The organism is Pseudomonas fluorescens (assembly GCF_902497995.1).
Taxonomy (GTDB): domain Bacteria; phylum Pseudomonadota; class Gammaproteobacteria; order Pseudomonadales; family Pseudomonadaceae; genus Aquipseudomonas; species Aquipseudomonas fluorescens_BK.
This window is the reverse complement of sequence record NZ_CABVII010000028.1, coordinates 19385-35531: the sequence shown is the minus strand read 5'-3', so window position 1 is coordinate 35531 and position 16147 is coordinate 19385. Positions and strand designations below refer to the sequence as shown.

General features: G+C 61.0%; 15 protein-coding genes and 3 pseudogenes. 16 read left to right on the top strand and 2 right to left on the bottom strand.

Annotated features, from left to right (window positions below; genetic code table 11):
• Positions 1 to 275 precede the first annotated feature (275 nt).
• The 16 genes and pseudogenes from flhA to rarD all read left to right on the top strand — a co-directional run bounded on the left by flhA (position 276) and on the right by rarD (position 14502).
• Entirely contained in the window at positions 276 to 2405 is a 2130-nt protein-coding gene (gene flhA / locus F8N80_RS26060) for a flagellar biosynthesis protein FlhA (protein WP_150748848.1), read from the top strand.
• Positions 2406 to 2416: 11 nt separating this feature from the next.
• A complete protein-coding gene (gene flhF, locus F8N80_RS26055; protein ID WP_150748849.1) occupies positions 2417 to 3742 on the top strand; it encodes a flagellar biosynthesis protein FlhF in 1326 nt (441 codons plus the stop codon).
• Between the two features lie 116 nt (positions 3743 to 3858).
• The gene (gene fleN, locus F8N80_RS26050) at positions 3859 to 4689 is read left to right on the top strand and encodes a flagellar synthesis regulator FleN (RefSeq protein WP_150748850.1); all 831 of its coding nucleotides are present in this window, start codon (positions 3859 to 3861) and stop codon (positions 4687 to 4689) included.
• Positions 4686 to 5426: an RNA polymerase sigma factor FliA gene (fliA, locus tag F8N80_RS26045; protein ID WP_150748851.1), complete on the top strand. Its 741-nt coding sequence runs from the start codon at positions 4686 to 4688 to the stop codon at positions 5424 to 5426. Before fleN ends, fliA begins: the two co-directional genes overlap by 4 nt.
• 167 nt (positions 5427 to 5593) lie before the next feature.
• A complete protein-coding gene (locus tag F8N80_RS26040; RefSeq protein ID WP_191632982.1) occupies positions 5594 to 5965 on the top strand; it encodes a chemotaxis response regulator CheY in 372 nt (123 codons plus the stop codon).
• A 67-nt stretch (positions 5966 to 6032) separates the two neighbouring features.
• Positions 6033 to 6362: pseudogene (locus F8N80_RS26035) on the top strand (protein phosphatase CheZ); the annotation flags it as partial.
• Between the two features lie 23 nt (positions 6363 to 6385).
• The gene (locus F8N80_RS26030) at positions 6386 to 8170 is read left to right on the top strand and encodes a chemotaxis protein CheA (protein WP_150784991.1); all 1785 of its coding nucleotides are present in this window, start codon (positions 6386 to 6388) and stop codon (positions 8168 to 8170) included.
• A gap of 50 nt (positions 8171 to 8220) precedes the next feature.
• Positions 8221 to 9348, top strand: a complete 1128-nt coding sequence (locus tag F8N80_RS26025; RefSeq protein ID WP_150784990.1) for a protein-glutamate methylesterase/protein-glutamine glutaminase — start codon at positions 8221 to 8223, stop codon at positions 9346 to 9348.
• Positions 9348 to 10088 carry a flagellar motor protein gene (locus tag F8N80_RS26020; RefSeq protein WP_150748660.1) on the top strand — a complete coding sequence of 247 codons (741 nt, stop codon included), beginning with the start codon at positions 9348 to 9350 and terminating at the stop codon, positions 10086 to 10088. Before F8N80_RS26025 ends, F8N80_RS26020 begins: the two co-directional genes overlap by 1 nt.
• A 15-nt stretch (positions 10089 to 10103) precedes the next feature.
• Complete coding sequence (gene motD, locus F8N80_RS26015; RefSeq protein WP_150748661.1) at positions 10104 to 10997, top strand: flagellar motor protein MotD; 894 nt, start codon at positions 10104 to 10106, stop codon at positions 10995 to 10997.
• 42 nt (positions 10998 to 11039) lie between these two features.
• Complete coding sequence (locus F8N80_RS26010) at positions 11040 to 11828, top strand: ParA family protein (protein WP_150748662.1); 789 nt, start codon at positions 11040 to 11042, stop codon at positions 11826 to 11828.
• 64 nt (positions 11829 to 11892) lie between these two features.
• A pseudogene (locus tag F8N80_RS26005) lies at positions 11893 to 12057 on the top strand (chemotaxis protein CheW); the annotation flags it as partial.
• A gap of 144 nt (positions 12058 to 12201) precedes the next feature.
• Complete coding sequence (locus F8N80_RS26000) at positions 12202 to 12687, top strand: chemotaxis protein CheW (RefSeq protein WP_150748663.1); 486 nt, start codon at positions 12202 to 12204, stop codon at positions 12685 to 12687.
• Positions 12688 to 13083: a DUF2802 domain-containing protein gene (locus F8N80_RS25995; protein WP_150784989.1), complete on the top strand. Its 396-nt coding sequence runs from the start codon at positions 12688 to 12690 to the stop codon at positions 13081 to 13083.
• 206 nt (positions 13084 to 13289) lie between these two features.
• Positions 13290 to 13433: a hypothetical protein gene (locus F8N80_RS31260; RefSeq protein WP_191632981.1), complete on the top strand. Its 144-nt coding sequence runs from the start codon at positions 13290 to 13292 to the stop codon at positions 13431 to 13433.
• 169 nt (positions 13434 to 13602) lie between these two features.
• Positions 13603 to 14502: an EamA family transporter RarD gene (rarD, locus tag F8N80_RS25990; protein ID WP_150748665.1), complete on the top strand. Its 900-nt coding sequence runs from the start codon at positions 13603 to 13605 to the stop codon at positions 14500 to 14502.
• Here the strand turns inward: rarD and F8N80_RS25985 are convergent.
• Together F8N80_RS25985 and fliK are read right to left on the bottom strand one after the other, a co-directional pair.
• A complete protein-coding gene (locus F8N80_RS25985) occupies positions 14496 to 14825 on the bottom strand; it encodes an EscU/YscU/HrcU family type III secretion system export apparatus switch protein (RefSeq protein WP_150784988.1) in 330 nt (109 codons plus the stop codon). The genes rarD and F8N80_RS25985 overlap by 7 nt on opposite strands.
• Positions 14822 to 15907 (bottom strand): annotated as a pseudogene (fliK, locus tag F8N80_RS25980) (flagellar hook-length control protein FliK); the annotation flags it as partial. The gene F8N80_RS25985 and the pseudogene fliK, both read right to left, overlap by 4 nt.
• Between the last annotated feature and the right edge of the window lie 240 nt (positions 15908 to 16147).

The following is a 16147-nucleotide window of genomic DNA, read 5'->3' as shown; positions in this document are numbered from 1 at the left end:
CTGTAACTTACTTTCCGAAATATTCGCTGGCAGTACCGGCCTCATCGCGGGCAAGCCCGGCTCCCACAGGATCGGGGATGACCGCAAGATCACCGGTCAACACAGAACCTTGTGGGAGCGGGCTTGCCCGCGAAGAGGCCAGCCATGGCACCGCAAATCCCCGAATAAACCCCTCTGTTTCAACCCCCCGCAAAAGTTGGAAGGTTTCTTGCAGTACCCCCTCTACGCCGGCATCTGGCGTCAAAAGTTCGCTTTAAAGGCACGGGGAAAAACCGGTGGATCGCTCTCAGCTACTCAACACTGCCCGCACCAACGTCGCCGACTTGAGTCGGGGCAATCTGGGCGTGCCGTTGTTGCTGCTGGTCATGCTGGCGATGATGATGTTGCCGATGCCGCCGTTCCTGCTGGACGTGTTTTTCACGTTCAATATCGCCTTGTCCATCGTCGTCCTATTGGTTTGCGTCTACGCCTTGCGGCCACTGGATTTTGCGGTGTTCCCGACCATCCTGCTGGTGGCGACGTTGCTGCGGCTGGCGTTGAACGTGGCCTCGACACGGGTGGTGATGCTCCATGGCCAGGACGGTCACGCCGCCGCCGGCAAGGTGATCCAGGCCTTCGGAGAGGTGGTGATCGGCGGTAACTACGTGGTCGGTATCGTGGTCTTCGCGATTTTGATGATCATCAACTTCGTCGTGGTGACCAAGGGTGCCGGGCGGATTTCCGAGGTGAGCGCGCGTTTCACCCTCGATGCCATGCCGGGCAAACAAATGGCGATCGACGCCGACCTGAACGCCGGTTTGATCGACCAGAACCAGGCCAAGGCTAGACGCTCCGAAGTCGCCCAGGAGGCCGAGTTCTACGGCTCCATGGACGGTGCCAGCAAGTTCGTGCGCGGTGACGCCATCGCCGGGCTGTTGATTCTGTTCATCAACCTGATCGGTGGCATGGCGGTCGGGATCTTCCAGCACGGCATGACCTTCGGCGACGCCGGCAAGGTGTACGCGCTGTTGACCATCGGTGACGGTTTGGTGGCGCAATTGCCATCACTGCTGTTATCGACAGCCGCCGCGATCATGGTGACCCGTGCTTCCGGTTCCGAAGACATGGGCAAGCAGATCAACCGGCAGATGTTCGCCTCGCCGAAAGCCTTGGCGGTCGCGGCGGGTTTGATGGCAGTGATGGGCCTGGTGCCCGGCATGCCGCACTTCTCCTTTCTCAGCATGGCGGCCCTGGCGGCTGGCGGCGCGTACCTGTTCTGGAAGAAGCAGAACAGCGTCAAGGTCCAGGCCCTGCAAGAGGTGCAGCGCCAGCAGGAGCTGCTGCCATCGCCGGCCCGCGCCCAGGAAACCAAGGAGCTGGGCTGGGACGACGTCACCCCGATCGACATGATCGGCCTGGAAGTCGGCTACCGCCTGATTCCGCTGGTGGATCGCAACCAGGGTGGCCAGTTGCTGGCGCGGATCAAGGGCGTGCGCAAGAAGTTGTCCCAGGACCTGGGCTTTCTGATGCCGACCGTGCATATCCGTGACAACCTCGACCTGGCGCCGAGCGCCTATCGCCTGACCCTGATGGGGGTGATCCTGGCCGAAGCGGAAATTTTCCCGGACCGGGAGCTGGCGATCAACCCGGGGCAGGTCTACGGTACGTTGAACGGCATAAACGCCAAAGATCCGGCTTTCGGTCTGGAAGCGGTCTGGATCGAAGTCAGCCAGCGTGCCCAGGCGCAATCGCTCGGCTATACCGTGGTCGATGCCAGTACCGTAGTGGCAACCCACTTGAACCAGATTCTGTACAAGCACTCCAGTGAGCTGATCGGCCACGAAGAAGTGCAGCAACTCATGCATTTACTGGGCAAAAGCTCGCCAAAACTGGCTGAGGAACTGGTGCCGGGCGTGGTCTCGCTGTCGCAGCTGCTCAAGGTGTTGCAGGCGTTGTTGGCCGAACAGGTGCCGGTACGGGACATTCGCAGCATTGCCGAAGCCATCGCGAACAACGCCAACAAGAGTCAAGATACCGCCGCGCTGGTGGCGGCAGTCCGCGTCGGCGTATCCCGCGCAATCGTGCAAAGCATTGTAGGCACTGACTCCGAGCTGCCAGTGATCACGCTGGAGCCAAGGTTGGAACAAATATTGCTCAATAGTCTGCAGAAGGCGGGACAAGGCTCGGAAGAGGGCGTTCTGCTGGAGCCAAGCATGGCTGAAAAGCTGCAGCGTTCGTTGATCGAGGCGGCGCAGCGTCAGGAAATGCAAGGTCAACCGGTGATTCTGCTGGTAGCCGGTCCGGTTCGCGCGATGCTGTCGCGATTTGGCCGACTCGCCGTCCCGGGTTTGCATGTGTTGGCGTACCAGGAAATTCCTGACAACAAGCAAGTGACCATTGTTGCGACAGTAGGGCCCAACGGCTGAGGTAGTGCTTCATGCAAGTCAAGCGTTTTTTCGCCGCCGATATGCGTCAGGCCATGAAGCTGGTTCGTGATGAGCTGGGGGCCGATGCCGCCATCATTGGCAACCGCCGGATCGCCGGTGGTGTCGAGCTGACGGCAGCCCTGGATTACAAGCTGTCGGCGCTGGCGCCGCGGGTGCCGAACATGGAGCTCGAAGACGAACTGCGCAAGACCCAGTCGCGGATCGTCACCGCCCAGGCCGAACTGAGCCTGCGTAGCGAGGGCGAGAGCGACAAGGGCACCAATCGCCAGTTGTTCGCCGGCCTGCCGTTGACCGCCGCCGAGCCGCTGGTCGAGCCGACCTGTAGCGAGCCTGCCCAACCTGCGCCGCCACCTGCTGCCACTGGCGGCGTCGACCCGCGTGCCTTCGACTCGATGCGTTTCGAGCTCAACAGCCTGCGCGAACTGATGGAAGTGCAACTCGGCTCCCTGGCCTGGAATCAGCTGCAAGGCAGTCGCCCGGCCCAGGCCAACCTGTGGCGTCGCCTGCAACGCATCGGCCTGTCCGGCCCGTTGTCCCGGGATTTGCTGGCGATGATTCCCGACATTGAAGAACCCCGTCAGGCCTGGCGCATGTTGCTGGCGCACCTGGCGCGGATGATCTCCACTCCGGAAATCGAACCCTTGGAAGAGGGCGGTGTGATTGCGATGGTCGGCCCTGCGGGCATGGGCAAGACCACCACCCTGGCCAAACTCGCGGCCCGCTACGTGCTCAAGTACGGCGCGCAGAATATCGCGCTGGTGAGCATGGACAGCTACCGCATCGGTGCCCAGGAACAGCTCAAGACCCTCGGTCGCATCCTCAATGTGCCGGTGACGCACGTCGACCCGGGGCAATCGTTGGTGCAGGCGCTCGATCCCTTGCTGCGCAAGCGTGTGGTGCTGATCGATACCGCCGGCCTTCAAGCCAGCGATCCGGCACTGCGCATGCAGCTCGAAAGCCTGGCCGGGCGCGGCATCAAGTCAAAAAATTATCTGGTCCTGGCCACCACCAGCCAGAAACAGGTGCTGACGGCCGCTTATCACAGTTACAGGCGTTGCGGGCTCGCGGGCTGCATCCTGACTAAACTGGATGAAACCGCCAGCCTGGGCGACGTGTTGAGCCTGGCCATCAGCCATGGTTTGCCGGTGGCTTACCTGACCGATGGCCCGCGGATTCCGGATGATTTGCATCTGCCGCGTCGTCATCAGTTGGTCAGTCGCGCGGTCAGCGTGCAAATGCAGGAAGAACCCAGTGAGGAAGCCATGGCTGATATGTTCGCTGATATTTATCACAGCCCGACCAAGCAGGTTGGCTGAGGTATTGATGAATCGTTTTTGTACCTACATCGATGGTCTGCCATGCATTGTTCCGTTGGTGAACGCGCAGCCAGTAATGTGGCCTCCGTCTATGCAAGACAAGGTAAAGAAATAACATGGGCAGCATGCATCCCGTACAGGTGATCGCGGTGACCGGCGGCAAAGGTGGCGTCGGCAAAACTAACGTGTCAGTGAACTTGTCCCTGGCTTTAGCTGAGCTCGGCCGGCGCGTCATGCTGCTGGACGCCGATCTGGGGCTGGCGAACGTCGACGTCCTGCTGGGACTGACACCCAAACGTACCCTGGCCGACGTTATCGAAGGCCGCTGCGAGCTGCGCGACGTTCTGTTGCAAGGCCCTGGCGGCGTCCGCATCGTGCCGGCCGCGTCCGGCACGCAGAGCATGGTTCATCTGAGCCCGGCGCAACATGCCGGACTGATCCAGGCCTTCAGCGAGATCGGCGATAACCTCGACGTCCTGGTGATCGACACCGCGGCGGGCATCGGTGAGTCGGTCGTCAGCTTCGTTCGTGCAGCCCAGGAAGTGTTGCTGGTGGTCTGCGACGAACCGACCTCGATCACGGATGCCTACGCCCTGATCAAGTTGCTGAACCGCGATTACGGCATGAACCGCTTCCGCGTCCTGGCCAACATGGCCCAGAGCCCGCAGGAAGGTCGCAACCTGTTCGCCAAGCTGACCAAGGTCACGGATCGCTTCCTCGATGTCGCCTTGCAATACGTCGGCGCAGTGCCGTACGACGAATGCGTGCGCAAGGCCGTGCAGAAGCAGCGCGCCGTCTATGAAGCCTTCCCGCGTTCCAAGTGCTCCCTGGCCTTCAAGGCTATTGCACAGAAGGTCGATACCTGGCCGCTGCCGGCCAACCCCCGCGGGCACCTGGAGTTTTTCGTCGAACGCCTCGTGCAACAATCCGCAGGTCCGGTGCTATGACAGCCAGTGGCTACAACTTCTACAAGCAGTCGGCACGTGACGCGCAGTACGAGCTGATCGAGCGTTACGCGCCACTGGTCAAACGCATTGCTTACCACTTGCTGGCGCGTTTGCCGGCCAGTGTCCAGGTCGAAGACCTGATCCAGGCCGGGATGATCGGCCTGCTGGAAGTGTCGACCAAATATGACGCCGGCAAAGGCGCCAGCTTCGAGACGTACGCGGGCATTCGAATCCGCGGCGCGATGCTCGATGAAGTGCGCAAGGGGGACTGGGCGCCACGGTCGGTCCACCGCAATACCCGCATGGTCAGCGACGCGATTCGCTCGATTGAAGCTAAAACCGGTCGAGACGCTAAAGATCAGGAAGTTGCGGCCGAACTCCAATTGAGTCTCGACGATTATTACGGGATTTTGAACGACACCCTGGGCAGCCGGCTGTTCAGTTTCGACGATCTGTTGCAGGACGGCGAACACGAAGGGCTGCACGAGGATGGCGCGAGTGCACATCCGCAGCCATCCAGCGATCTGGAAGATGAACGCTTCCAGGCGGCGCTGGCGGACGCGATTGCCAATTTGCCTGAGCGTGAGCGCCTGGTGTTGGCGCTGTACTACGACGAAGAGCTGAATCTCAAGGAAATCGGCGAGGTCCTGGGGGTCAGCGAATCCCGGGTCAGCCAGTTGCACAGCCAGTGCGCGGCCCGTTTGCGGGCGCGTTTGGGGGAGTGGCGAGCGCGCTGAAGGCAGTGTGGGGACACTGCGAACGTGACTGGCGGGGTGGTGAACTGCGCCGGTCTCGATCTGTTGTGCTCCAGACAGTCATCGAGTGTATCGCCGGATTGATTGAAATGGCGCGTCCAGGTGGTGGGCGCGTTCAAGACTGCTTGGAGGTCGAATTGGACAAGAACATGAAAATCCTTATCGTTGATGACTTCTCGACGATGCGGAGGATCATCAAAAACCTGTTGCGTGACCTTGGGTTCACCAACACGGTCGAGGCGGATGATGGCACCACGGCCATTCCGATGCTCAACAGCGGCAGCATCGACTTTCTGGTCACCGACTGGAACATGCCTGGCATGACCGGCATCGAGCTGCTGCGCCACGTGCGTGCCGATGAAAAGCTCAAGCACCTGCCGGTGCTGATGGTGACCGCTGAAGCCAAGCGCGAGCAGATCATCGAAGCGGCCCAGGCCGGTGTCAACGGCTATGTGGTCAAACCCTTCACGGCCCAGGCGTTGAAAGAAAAAATCGAGAAGGTTTTCGAGCGCATCGGTTGAGCCACTGCGCCACGGGGAAGCTATGGGGCATAAAGAATCTTCACAGGGCGATTTCGAGTCGAGGACACGCAGCAGCGCCGACAACCGCATTGTGGCGGGCAACCTCAACGATATCCTGCTCGCTCAGGATTATCAGGACCTCACCGGTCAAGTGATCAAGCGTGTGACCCAAATGGTCACCGAAGTTGAAAGCAACCTGCTCAAGCTCGTGCTGATGGCCAGTCAGGTGGACCGTTTTGCGGGCATCGAACATGACCGTGAAGCGATGTGGGCAGAAAAAAATCCGCAAAAACAGCTCGCTCGGGGTGAAGGTCCGCAGATTCGTGCCGATAACAGAGCAGACGTTGTGTCCGGTCAGGACGATGTGGACGATTTGCTTTCCAGCCTTGGATTTTAAGACCTGTCAGGAGCACCCCCTTAATGAGCTTCGGCGCCGATGAAGAGATCCTTCAGGATTTCCTGGTTGAGGCCGGCGAGATTCTAGAGCAACTGTCCGAACAGCTGGTCGAGCTGGAAAGCCGACCGGATGATGCGGATTTGCTCAATGCAATTTTTCGCGGTTTTCACACTGTAAAAGGGGGCGCCGGCTTCCTCCTGCTCAACGAGCTGGTGGAGTGCTGTCACATCGCCGAGAACGTGTTCGACATCCTGCGCAAGGGTGAGCGTCGCGTCGACTCGGAACTGATGGACGTGGTTCTCGAAGCGCTGGACACGGTGAACAACATGTTCACCGAGGTCCGCGAAAGCAGCCCGGTCACGGCGGCCACGCCGCAATTGCTGGCGGCCCTGGCGCGGCTGGCCGAGCCGCAATCGGCCGATGAAGCGGCGCCGGTTGTCGACGCCGTGGTTGCGTCAGCAGCGCCCGCCGCATCGTCTGCGCCGAAAGCGGCAGGCGACAGCTGCGACATCACCGACGAAGAATTCGAAGCACTGCTCGATCAGCTGCATGGCAAGGGCAACTTCGCGGTCCAGGCGCTGGAGTCGGCGCCTGCGCGTGCACCCGCGACGCCGCCGGCCGAGAAGCCCGCCAGCGAAGCCGAGACCACCGTACGGGTCGACACCGCGCGGCTCGACGAAATCATGAACATGGTCGGCGAGTTGGTGCTGGTGCGCAACCGCCTGGTGCGCCTGGGTGCCAACAGCGCCGATGAGGCCATGTCCAAGGCCGTGTCGAACCTCGACGTGGTCACGGCCGACCTGCAGGCCGCGGTCATGAAGACCCGGATGCAACCGATCAAGAAGGTCTTCGGACGCTTCCCGCGCCTGGTTCGCGACCTGGCGCGCCAGCTCAAGAAAGAGATCAACCTGGAGCTGGTCGGCGAAGAAACCGACCTCGACAAGAACCTGGTCGAGGCCCTGGCCGATCCGCTGGTCCACCTGGTGCGCAACGCCGTCGACCACGGCATCGAAACGCCGGAAGAACGCGAAGCCTCGGGCAAGTCCCGCGGCGGCAAGGTGATACTCGCGGCCGAGCAGGAAGGCGACCACATCCTGCTGTCGATCTCCGATGACGGCAAAGGCATGGACCCGAACGCCCTGCGTGCCATCGCGGTAAAGCGCGGGGTGATGGACAAGGACGCGGCCGAGCGCCTGAGCGACATCGAGTGCTACAACCTGATCTTCGCCCCGGGGTTCTCGACCAAGACCGAGATCTCCGACGTCTCGGGTCGTGGCGTGGGCATGGACGTGGTGAAAACCAAGATTTCCAAGCTCAACGGTTCGATCAACATCTACTCGGTCAAGGGCCAGGGCTCGAAGATCGTCATCAAGGTGCCGCTGACCCTGGCGATCATGCCGACATTGATGGTCATGCTCGCCAACCAGGCGTTCGCCTTCCCGCTGGTGAACGTCAACGAGATCTTCCACCTCGACCTGTCGCGCACCAACGTGGTGGACGGCCAGGAAGTGGTGATCGTGCGCGACAAGGTGCTGCCACTGTTCTACCTCAAGCGCTGGCTGGTCCGCTCCGCCGCTCACGAAGAGCAGCGTGAAGGCCATGTGGTGATCCTTACGGTGGGCACCCAGCGGATCGGCTTCGTCGTCGATCAACTGGTGGGCCAGGAAGAAGTGGTCATCAAGCCATTGGGCAAAATGCTCCAGGGAACCCCGGGCATATCGGGCGCCACCATCACCGGTGACGGCCGCATCGCGTTGATTCTCGATGTTCCGAGCATGCTCAAGCGTTACGCCACACGGCGTATTTGATTCTGGCGGGGCGGGGCGACTGAGGCCCCGCTGCGTCTAACGGAGTGTTTATGGCAGTCAAAGTCCTGGTGGTGGACGATTCGGGGTTTTTCCGCCGCCGTGTCTCGGAAATTCTTTCAGCAGATCCGAATATCCAGGTCGTCGGCACGGCGACCAACGGCAAAGAGGCGATCGATCAGGCGCTGGCCCTCAAGCCGGACGTGATCACCATGGACTACGAGATGCCGATGATGGATGGCATCACCGCCGTGCGGCACATCATGCAACGCTGCCCGACCCCGGTGTTGATGTTCTCCTCGCTGACCCATGAAGGTGCCCGGGTCACCCTGGATGCGCTGGACGCCGGCGCGGTGGATTTCCTGCCGAAGAATTTCGAAGACATTTCCCGCAATCCCCAGAAGGTCAAGCAACTGCTGTGCGAGAAGATCCTGAGCCTCTCGCGCAGTAACCGGCGTGTCAGCTACAGCGCTCCGGCCCCGGTCGCCGCGCCAGCCCCGACGCCTGCGCCTGCGAGTGTCAGCAGTTACGGCAGCAGCGCGCCTGCGCGTCCGGCCCCGGCCCCGATTCCGGCGCGCACCCCGGCCGCGCCGCCGTCGTCGCCCGCGCCAAAACGCAAAGCCTACAAACTGGTCGCCATCGGCACGTCCACCGGCGGCCCGGTTGCCCTGCAGCGGGTGCTGACCCAGTTGCCGGCCAACTTCCCGGCACCGATCCTGTTGGTCCAGCACATGCCGGCGGCCTTTACCAAGGCGTTCGCCGAGCGTCTGGACAAGCTCTGCCGCATCCGCGTCAAGGAAGCCGAGGATGGCGACATCCTGCGTCCGGGTCTCGCCCTGCTGGCACCGGGTGGCAAACAGATGATGGTCGACGGCCGCGGCGCGGTGAAAATCCTCCCCGGCGACGAGCGCCTGAATTACAGGCCGTGCGTGGACATCACGTTCGGTTCGGCGGCCAAGTCCTACGGTGACAAAGTTCTGGCGGTGGTGTTGACCGGCATGGGCGCCGACGGTCGCGAAGGTGCGCGCCTGCTCAAGCAGGCTGGCAGCTCGATCTGGGCTCAGGATGAAGCCAGCTGCGTGATCTACGGCATGCCGATGGCCATCGTCAAAGCCGAACTGGCCGACGCGGTGTATGGCCTGGACGAGATGGGCAAGCATCTGGTCGAGGCTTGTGTCTGATGGATGTTCTGAGCCTGATCGGGATCATCATGGCGTTCGTCGCGATCATCGGCGGCAACTACCTTGAAGGCGGCCACCTCGGCGCATTGGCCAACGGCCCGGCGGCATTGATTGTCCTCGGCGGCACCGTCGGTGCGGCGCTGCTGCAGTCGCCGGTGAGCGCTTTCAAGCGCGCCCTGCAGATTCTGGTCTGGATCCTGTTCCCACCGCGGGTGGATCTGGCCGGCGGTATCGATCGCGTGGTGAGCTGGAGCCTGACCGCGCGCAAGGAAGGCCTGCTCGGCCTGGAAGGGGTGGCCGACGCCGAACCCGACAACTACTCGCGCAAAGGCCTGCAACTGTTGGTGGACGGCGCCGAGCCGGAATCGATTCGCAGCATTCTGGAGGTGGATTTCTACACCCGGGAAAGCCGCGACATCGAAGCCGCCAAGGTCTTCGAAAGCATGGGCGGCTACGCGCCGACCATCGGCATCATCGGTGCGGTGATGGGCCTGATCCACGTCATGGGCAACCTGGCCGACCCCTCGCAACTGGGCAGCGGCATCGCTGTGGCCTTCGTCGCCACCCTCTACGGCGTGGCCAGTGCCAACCTGTTGCTGCTGCCGATTGCCGCCAAGCTCAAGTCCGTCGTCCTGCGCCAGTCCCGTTATCGCGAAATGATGCTCGAAGGCATCCTGTCGATCGCCGAAGGTGAAAACCCTCGCTCTATCGAGTTGAAGCTTCAAGGCTTCATGGATTGATGGAGGTCATGGACGATGGCTCGTCGCCGGCAACCTGAAGAAACCGTCAATCGCGAACGCTGGCTGGTGTCCTATGCGGACTTCATCACCTTGCTGTTCGCCTTATTTGTGGTGATGTACTCGATCTCTTCGGTCAACGAAGGCAAGTACAAGGTGATTTCCCAAGCGTTGATCGGCGTCTTTGCCGACTCCGATCGCGCGCTCCAGCCGATCCCCGTCGGCGACGAGCGACCGAAGACCGTGACCCCGGCCAAGCCGCTGGTCAAGGACAGCGAGCAGATCGACGCCGGCATCGCCCAGGCCGCCAGCGATCCGCTGAAAAGCATCGCCGATGACATCAGCGCCGCGTTCGGCGACCTGATCAGCTCCGACCGGATGACCGTGCGCGGCAATGAGTTGTGGGTCGAAATCGAGCTTAATTCCAGCCTGTTGTTCGGCAGCGGCGACGCCATGCCCAGCGACATCGCGTTCAATATCATCGACAAGATCGCCGCGATCCTGAAGCCGTTCGACAACCCGATTCATGTCGAAGGTTTCACCGACGATCGACCGATCCGCACCGCGCAATACCCGACCAACTGGGAGCTGTCCTCAGCGCGGTCGGCGAGCATCGTGCGCATGCTGGCGATGCAGGGGGTGAACCCCGGCCGTCTGGCGTCGGTGGGTTACGGTGAGTTCCAGCCGGTGGCCAACAACGCTACCGCCGAGGGCCGGGCGCGCAACCGTCGCGTGGTGCTGGTGGTGTCGCGAAATCTCGATGTACGTCGCAGCCTTACCGGCACCGGAACCGCCCATGCCAGACCGGATGCCGCATTGAAGCGTGCTGGCACACAAACTGCACCGACCCCGGTCAAGTCGCCGGGACGAGAGACTGCCGTCAATTCTCCGTCACCCGCATTAATACCCTGAGCTAATTCTCGGTCGAGCCTTTCGACCGGGAGGAACAATCCAATGAGAGTCTGGGCAGTCGCCAATCAAAAGGGTGGTGTCGGTAAAACCACTTCCTCCATCGCTTTGGCCGGGTTACTGGCCGAGGCGGGCAAGCGCGTGGTCGTGGTCGATCTCGACCCCCACGGTTCCATGACCAGTTACTTCGGTTACGACCCCGATCGCCTGGAGCACAGCAGCTACGACCTGTTTCTGCACAAGGGCAGTGTACCTGCGGGTTTGCCTGGTCAGTTGTTGTTGCCCACCAGTCATGAACACATTTCGCTGTTGCCGTCGAGCACCGCACTGGCGACCCTCGAGCGCCAGTCGCCGGGCCAGAGCGGCCTGGGCCTGGTGATTGCCAAGAGCCTGGCGCAGTTGTGGCAGGACTTCGATTACGCAGTGATCGACAGCCCGCCGTTGCTCGGCGTGCTGATGGTCAATGCCTTGGCGGCGAGCCAGCAGCTGGTGATCCCGGTGCAGACTGAGCACCTGGCGGTCAAAGGCCTGGAACGCATGGTCAACACCCTGACGATGATCAACCGCTCACGCAAACAGACGCTGCCGTTCAACATCGTGCCGACGATGTTCGATCGCCGCACCCAGGCATCCCTCGGGACGCTGCGGGTGTTGCGCGACAGGTACCCGGAGGAAATCTGGCAAGGCCATATTCCGGTCGACACCCGCTTGCGCGATGCCAGCTGCGCGGGGCTCACCCCGTCGCAATTCGACAGCAAGAGCCGCGGCGTCCTCGCTTACCGCGCCCTGCTCAAACACCTGCTGGCGGCGCAACTCGTTCCGCAGGTGGCCTGAGATGAACCCGACCCCGGCGGCCCGACGTGCCCGCGAAGCAGACGCCGCCCCTGTAGGAGCGCGCATGAACCGGCCAGTGAAGATCACTTCACCTCCACAACTGGCGCTGCAATCCTATCTGGACAGCTTGCTGGTGGAGACGACCGAAGCGCTGCCGCTGGAAATCGAGGCGCTACCTGAGGCTCCAGTCGCGAATGCTCCGGTCGACGTTGCCGAACTGGCCGAGCTGATAGCCAGCGGTGGGGCAAGGCACATGGGCGGCAGCTAGCCGGCCCGTCAATCAATATAGAAGCGACATGACTAACGGATGGCGGCACTCAAAGTCGCCGCACAGAACACTCACCGCCAGCGCGGTTTTTCGAGGGGGCAGGGTATGAATGATAAGGCGTCGTCTGCAAAAGGTTCCGAAGATCCGATCCTGCAATGGGTAACCTTCAAGCTGGACAATGAAACCTACGGCATCAACGTGATGCGCGTCCAGGAAGTCCTGCGCTACACCGAAATCGCCCCGGTACCGGGTGCCCCGAGCTACGTGCTGGGCATCATCAACCTGCGCGGCAACGTGGTCACCGTGATCGACACCCGTCAGCGCTTCGGCCTGATGAACGCCCAGATCAGCGACAACACCCGCATCGTCATCATCGAGGCCGACAAGCAAGTGGTCGGGATCATGGTCGACAGCGTGGCCGAAGTGGTTTACCTGCGTCAGTCGGAAATCGAAACGGCGCCGAACGTCGGTAGCGACGAGTCCGCCAAGTTCATTCAAGGCGTGTGCAACAAGAACAACGAATTGCTGATCCTGGTCGAACTGGACAAGATGATGAGCGAAGAAGAATGGTCGGACCTGGAGAACATCTGATTGATGCTTGAGGTGGCGGTCTTTGTCCTGTTCCTCTTCTGGGCAGGTACGCTGGCGATGTTCCTGGCCTACGTTCGCGCGCAAAAGCTGATCGCCGCGCAACAGGCCCGGGGCGACGCGCTGCGCGATCAGCGCCTCAAGGACCTGGCCAGGCGCGTCGACGATTACCAGAACAGTAACGTGCGCATGGGCCAGGACCTGCAAGAATTGCGCGCGGTGGTCGGGCCGTTGCCGGACAAACTGGCGCAGCTGGAACAGCGCGACCCGTCGAGCCTGTCGTTCGCCCAGGCGGCTCGCCTGGTGGGCATGGGTGCGAGCGTCAATGAACTGACTCAGTCCTGTGGCTTGACCCAGGCTGAGGCGGAGTTGATGAGCAAGTTGCACAAAAGTAGTTGAGCCATTCGAGCTGCCTGCGACAAGTTCAGGATCGCAGGGGGCGGGAGCGCGTAAAAGCTTGCGCAGGCTGCGATTTTTTATTGGACTAATTCCGTTATTTTCTATAATCTCTGCCGTCTGGCCAACTGGCAATCTTTTGGCCTGCGAATACGCGTTACCCGTAGCAAACCATTCGTCCTGTCCCGCTCTGGTGCAGGCGAAAGCCCTTGAAATCAGGGCTCAAACTCAATCGCGGCGAGCATTTCCCGGCGGTTGCAGCGTTTTACCTGGAAGCACTCGTGCTGGGTGATCTTCTATCAATGACCGACGTCGGGTTCGATAACGTGCCGGATAAACTTTGCGCAATATAATAAAAAACATGTAACTGCGCCTGATTCTTGTTGCTAAAAAATACCAACTGTAAAGTTGAAGTTTGGCAATGACTCCCTTGTCGCGTTTTAATGCTTGCCTGTAAGTAATCTCGCACTTTTATGTGATCTCGACTTCAATTCGATTCATGCGGTTTTCGTCGAGGCTGTTGTGTCTAAAGGCGTTGTTCTAGCGGTATCTGCATCATTCCTGTTTGGCGTTCTGTATTACTTTACGTCTCTTCTTTCCCCGCTCGATGGTCAGGAAATCTTTGGCTGGCGAATGCTCATTTCGCTGCCTTTCATGACCTTGTTCATCTGCCTCTCCGGCGACTGGAAATGGGTCCCGCAGATCTATCGGCGCGTGCGTGAAAAACCCAAGCTGATGTTCGGCGTGCTGCTCACCAGTGCGCTGGTCGCCGTGCAACTGTGGATCTTCATGTGGGGGCCGCTCAATGGCCATGGCCTGGACGTGTCGCTGGGCTACTTCCTGCTGCCGCTGACGATGGTGATCACCGGGCGCATCGTGTATGGCGAGCGGATGTCGCACCTGCAAAAAATCGCGGCGGTATTCGCGGCCATCGGTGTGATCAACGAGTTGTACCGCACCGGCGGATTTTCCTGGACCACGCTGGTCGTTGCGCTGGGCTATCCGATGTACTTCGTGTTGCGCCGGCGCCTCGGCACGGACAATCTGGGCGGGTTGTGGCTGGACATGATGCTGATGATCCCGGCGGCGCTATGGTTTGTGCTCAGCGGCGAGCCGTTTGCTGAAATCGGCGCGCAGCGTCCGGCGCTGTATTGGTTGATTCCGCTCATGGGCATTGTCAGCGCGGCAGCGGGGTTCGCCTATATCCTCGCCAGTCGGCTGCTACCTTTCAGTCTGTTCGGGCTGCTCAGCTATGCCGAACCGGTGCTGCTGGTCGCCGTGGCGCTGTTGCTCGGTGACAGCCTGAAACCCGGGCAGTGGATGACTTACCTGCCGATCTGGCTGGCCGTGGTGGTATTGATCATCGAAGGGTTGAAGCACCTGAACCGGATGCGTCGCGCAATCAAGTTTACCGATCAATAATCATCAGCGCGTGCCGTCAGGTCTTTCTCGGCCTGGGAAGCGTTCGGGGCCTGGCCTTCGGGGAATTTTCCCTTGAGGTGCCAGGCAAACGCGATGATCTCGGCAATCGTGCGATACAACGCCTCTGGAATACTCTCCCCCAATTCCATCCGCGCCAGCAGCTTCACCAGTTCGGCGTTCTCGTAGATCGGCACTTCGTATTCACGGGCAATTTTCAGAATGGCTTCGGCCAGTGCTTCGTCTCCCTTGGCCGCGAGGGTCGGGGCGTGGCTGCCGTCGTATGTGAGGGCGATGGCCTGGCGCGGGGAGTCAGGGGTTTTCATGCGGTTTCGTCGATCCAACGTTGTTCGAGACGGGTTTGGGAGCCTTGCGGCGGTGTGCCGAGGTGGCAATCGATGTCGCCGACGTTCAGGCCGCAGGACAGCAGGCGTTGACGCAGTGCAGCCAGGTTGGTTTCGATCAGGCTGGCGGTATACGGCCGCTCGGCCCATAGCTGACTGGAAAGGCTGCCACTGATCAACTGCGCTTGAACCTGCAGCGGCCCCAGCGGTTCCATGTCGAATGCCAGCTCGACGCGCCAGAGGTGTTGTTTGGGTTGGCGTTCTTTTGGCGGCTGTTTTTCGGGCGTTTCTTCGCGCTGGAACTTGACTTGCAACGGCACGATGTCCTGCATAGTGCGCATCGGGATTTCCAGCTGCCAGGTGCTCATCAGGCGCCCGTCACTGGTCGCGCCGGTTTGTTCCAGGCTCGACAGCTGATGGCTTTGCAAACGCGAAACCGCTGCAGCCGCCAGGCGCAGCAGGTGTTCGAGATCGTCCTCGCCGTCTGCGCTTTGCAACAGGCGTTCGGGCAGGGGGAAGCGGGTCGGCGATGGCTTGGCGCTGACCTGGCCGAGCATGCCGAGGGCGTTACGCACGAAGCTCGGCACGGCCTGGGCCAATGTATCGGCGGCGATGATCCCATTGAGGTGGGTGTTGGACGCCAGTGCTGGCGTCAGTTGGTTGATAAGCCTGAGCAGATCGCCTTTCATGTCGGGCGCGAGTGACGGATTTTGTCCGTTCAGCAGTTTCGATTCGAGGAACGCTCCGCTGTTGGCTAATGCCAGGGCCAGGCCTCTTGCTGTGCTCAGTTGGTGAACATCGGGCAGGCCGGCGAGCAGCTTGTCCGCGGCTGCGCGCAAGTCGCTGGAGGTTTGCCCCGAATCCGTCAGGTTTTGCAGGACGTTGAGCAGTCCGCTCAGTGATCCTTGACGGCTCTGTTGGCTGGCCAGTTGTTGCGTTACCGCCAATTGCTCCGAGCGACTGCCCAGAGGGACGAACTTCAGCGCCTGGCTATCCTGGACCAAGGCGCTCAGCAAAGTGCCGGTGTGCAACGGCGTCGGGCTGTCGATGCTCAAGGTGCTGCCACGTGGTGTCGCAGGCGCGGTCGGCGGTAGTGGGAGGATGTTCATTTCGCCTGTCATATGCGGTCACAACCTGAGGAAATTGCCCTCTTTAGAGTAGGGCATGGCATGTATAATGCGGCCCCGTTGTATCCGGGGCGCTGAAATCATTTGCAAATACTTGATCCGGCTCGTTAGAACGAGCCGCCAAAGCATTTATCCTGCAAATCTTTAGCGGCCGTACCGCTGCCGACTTGAACCGTA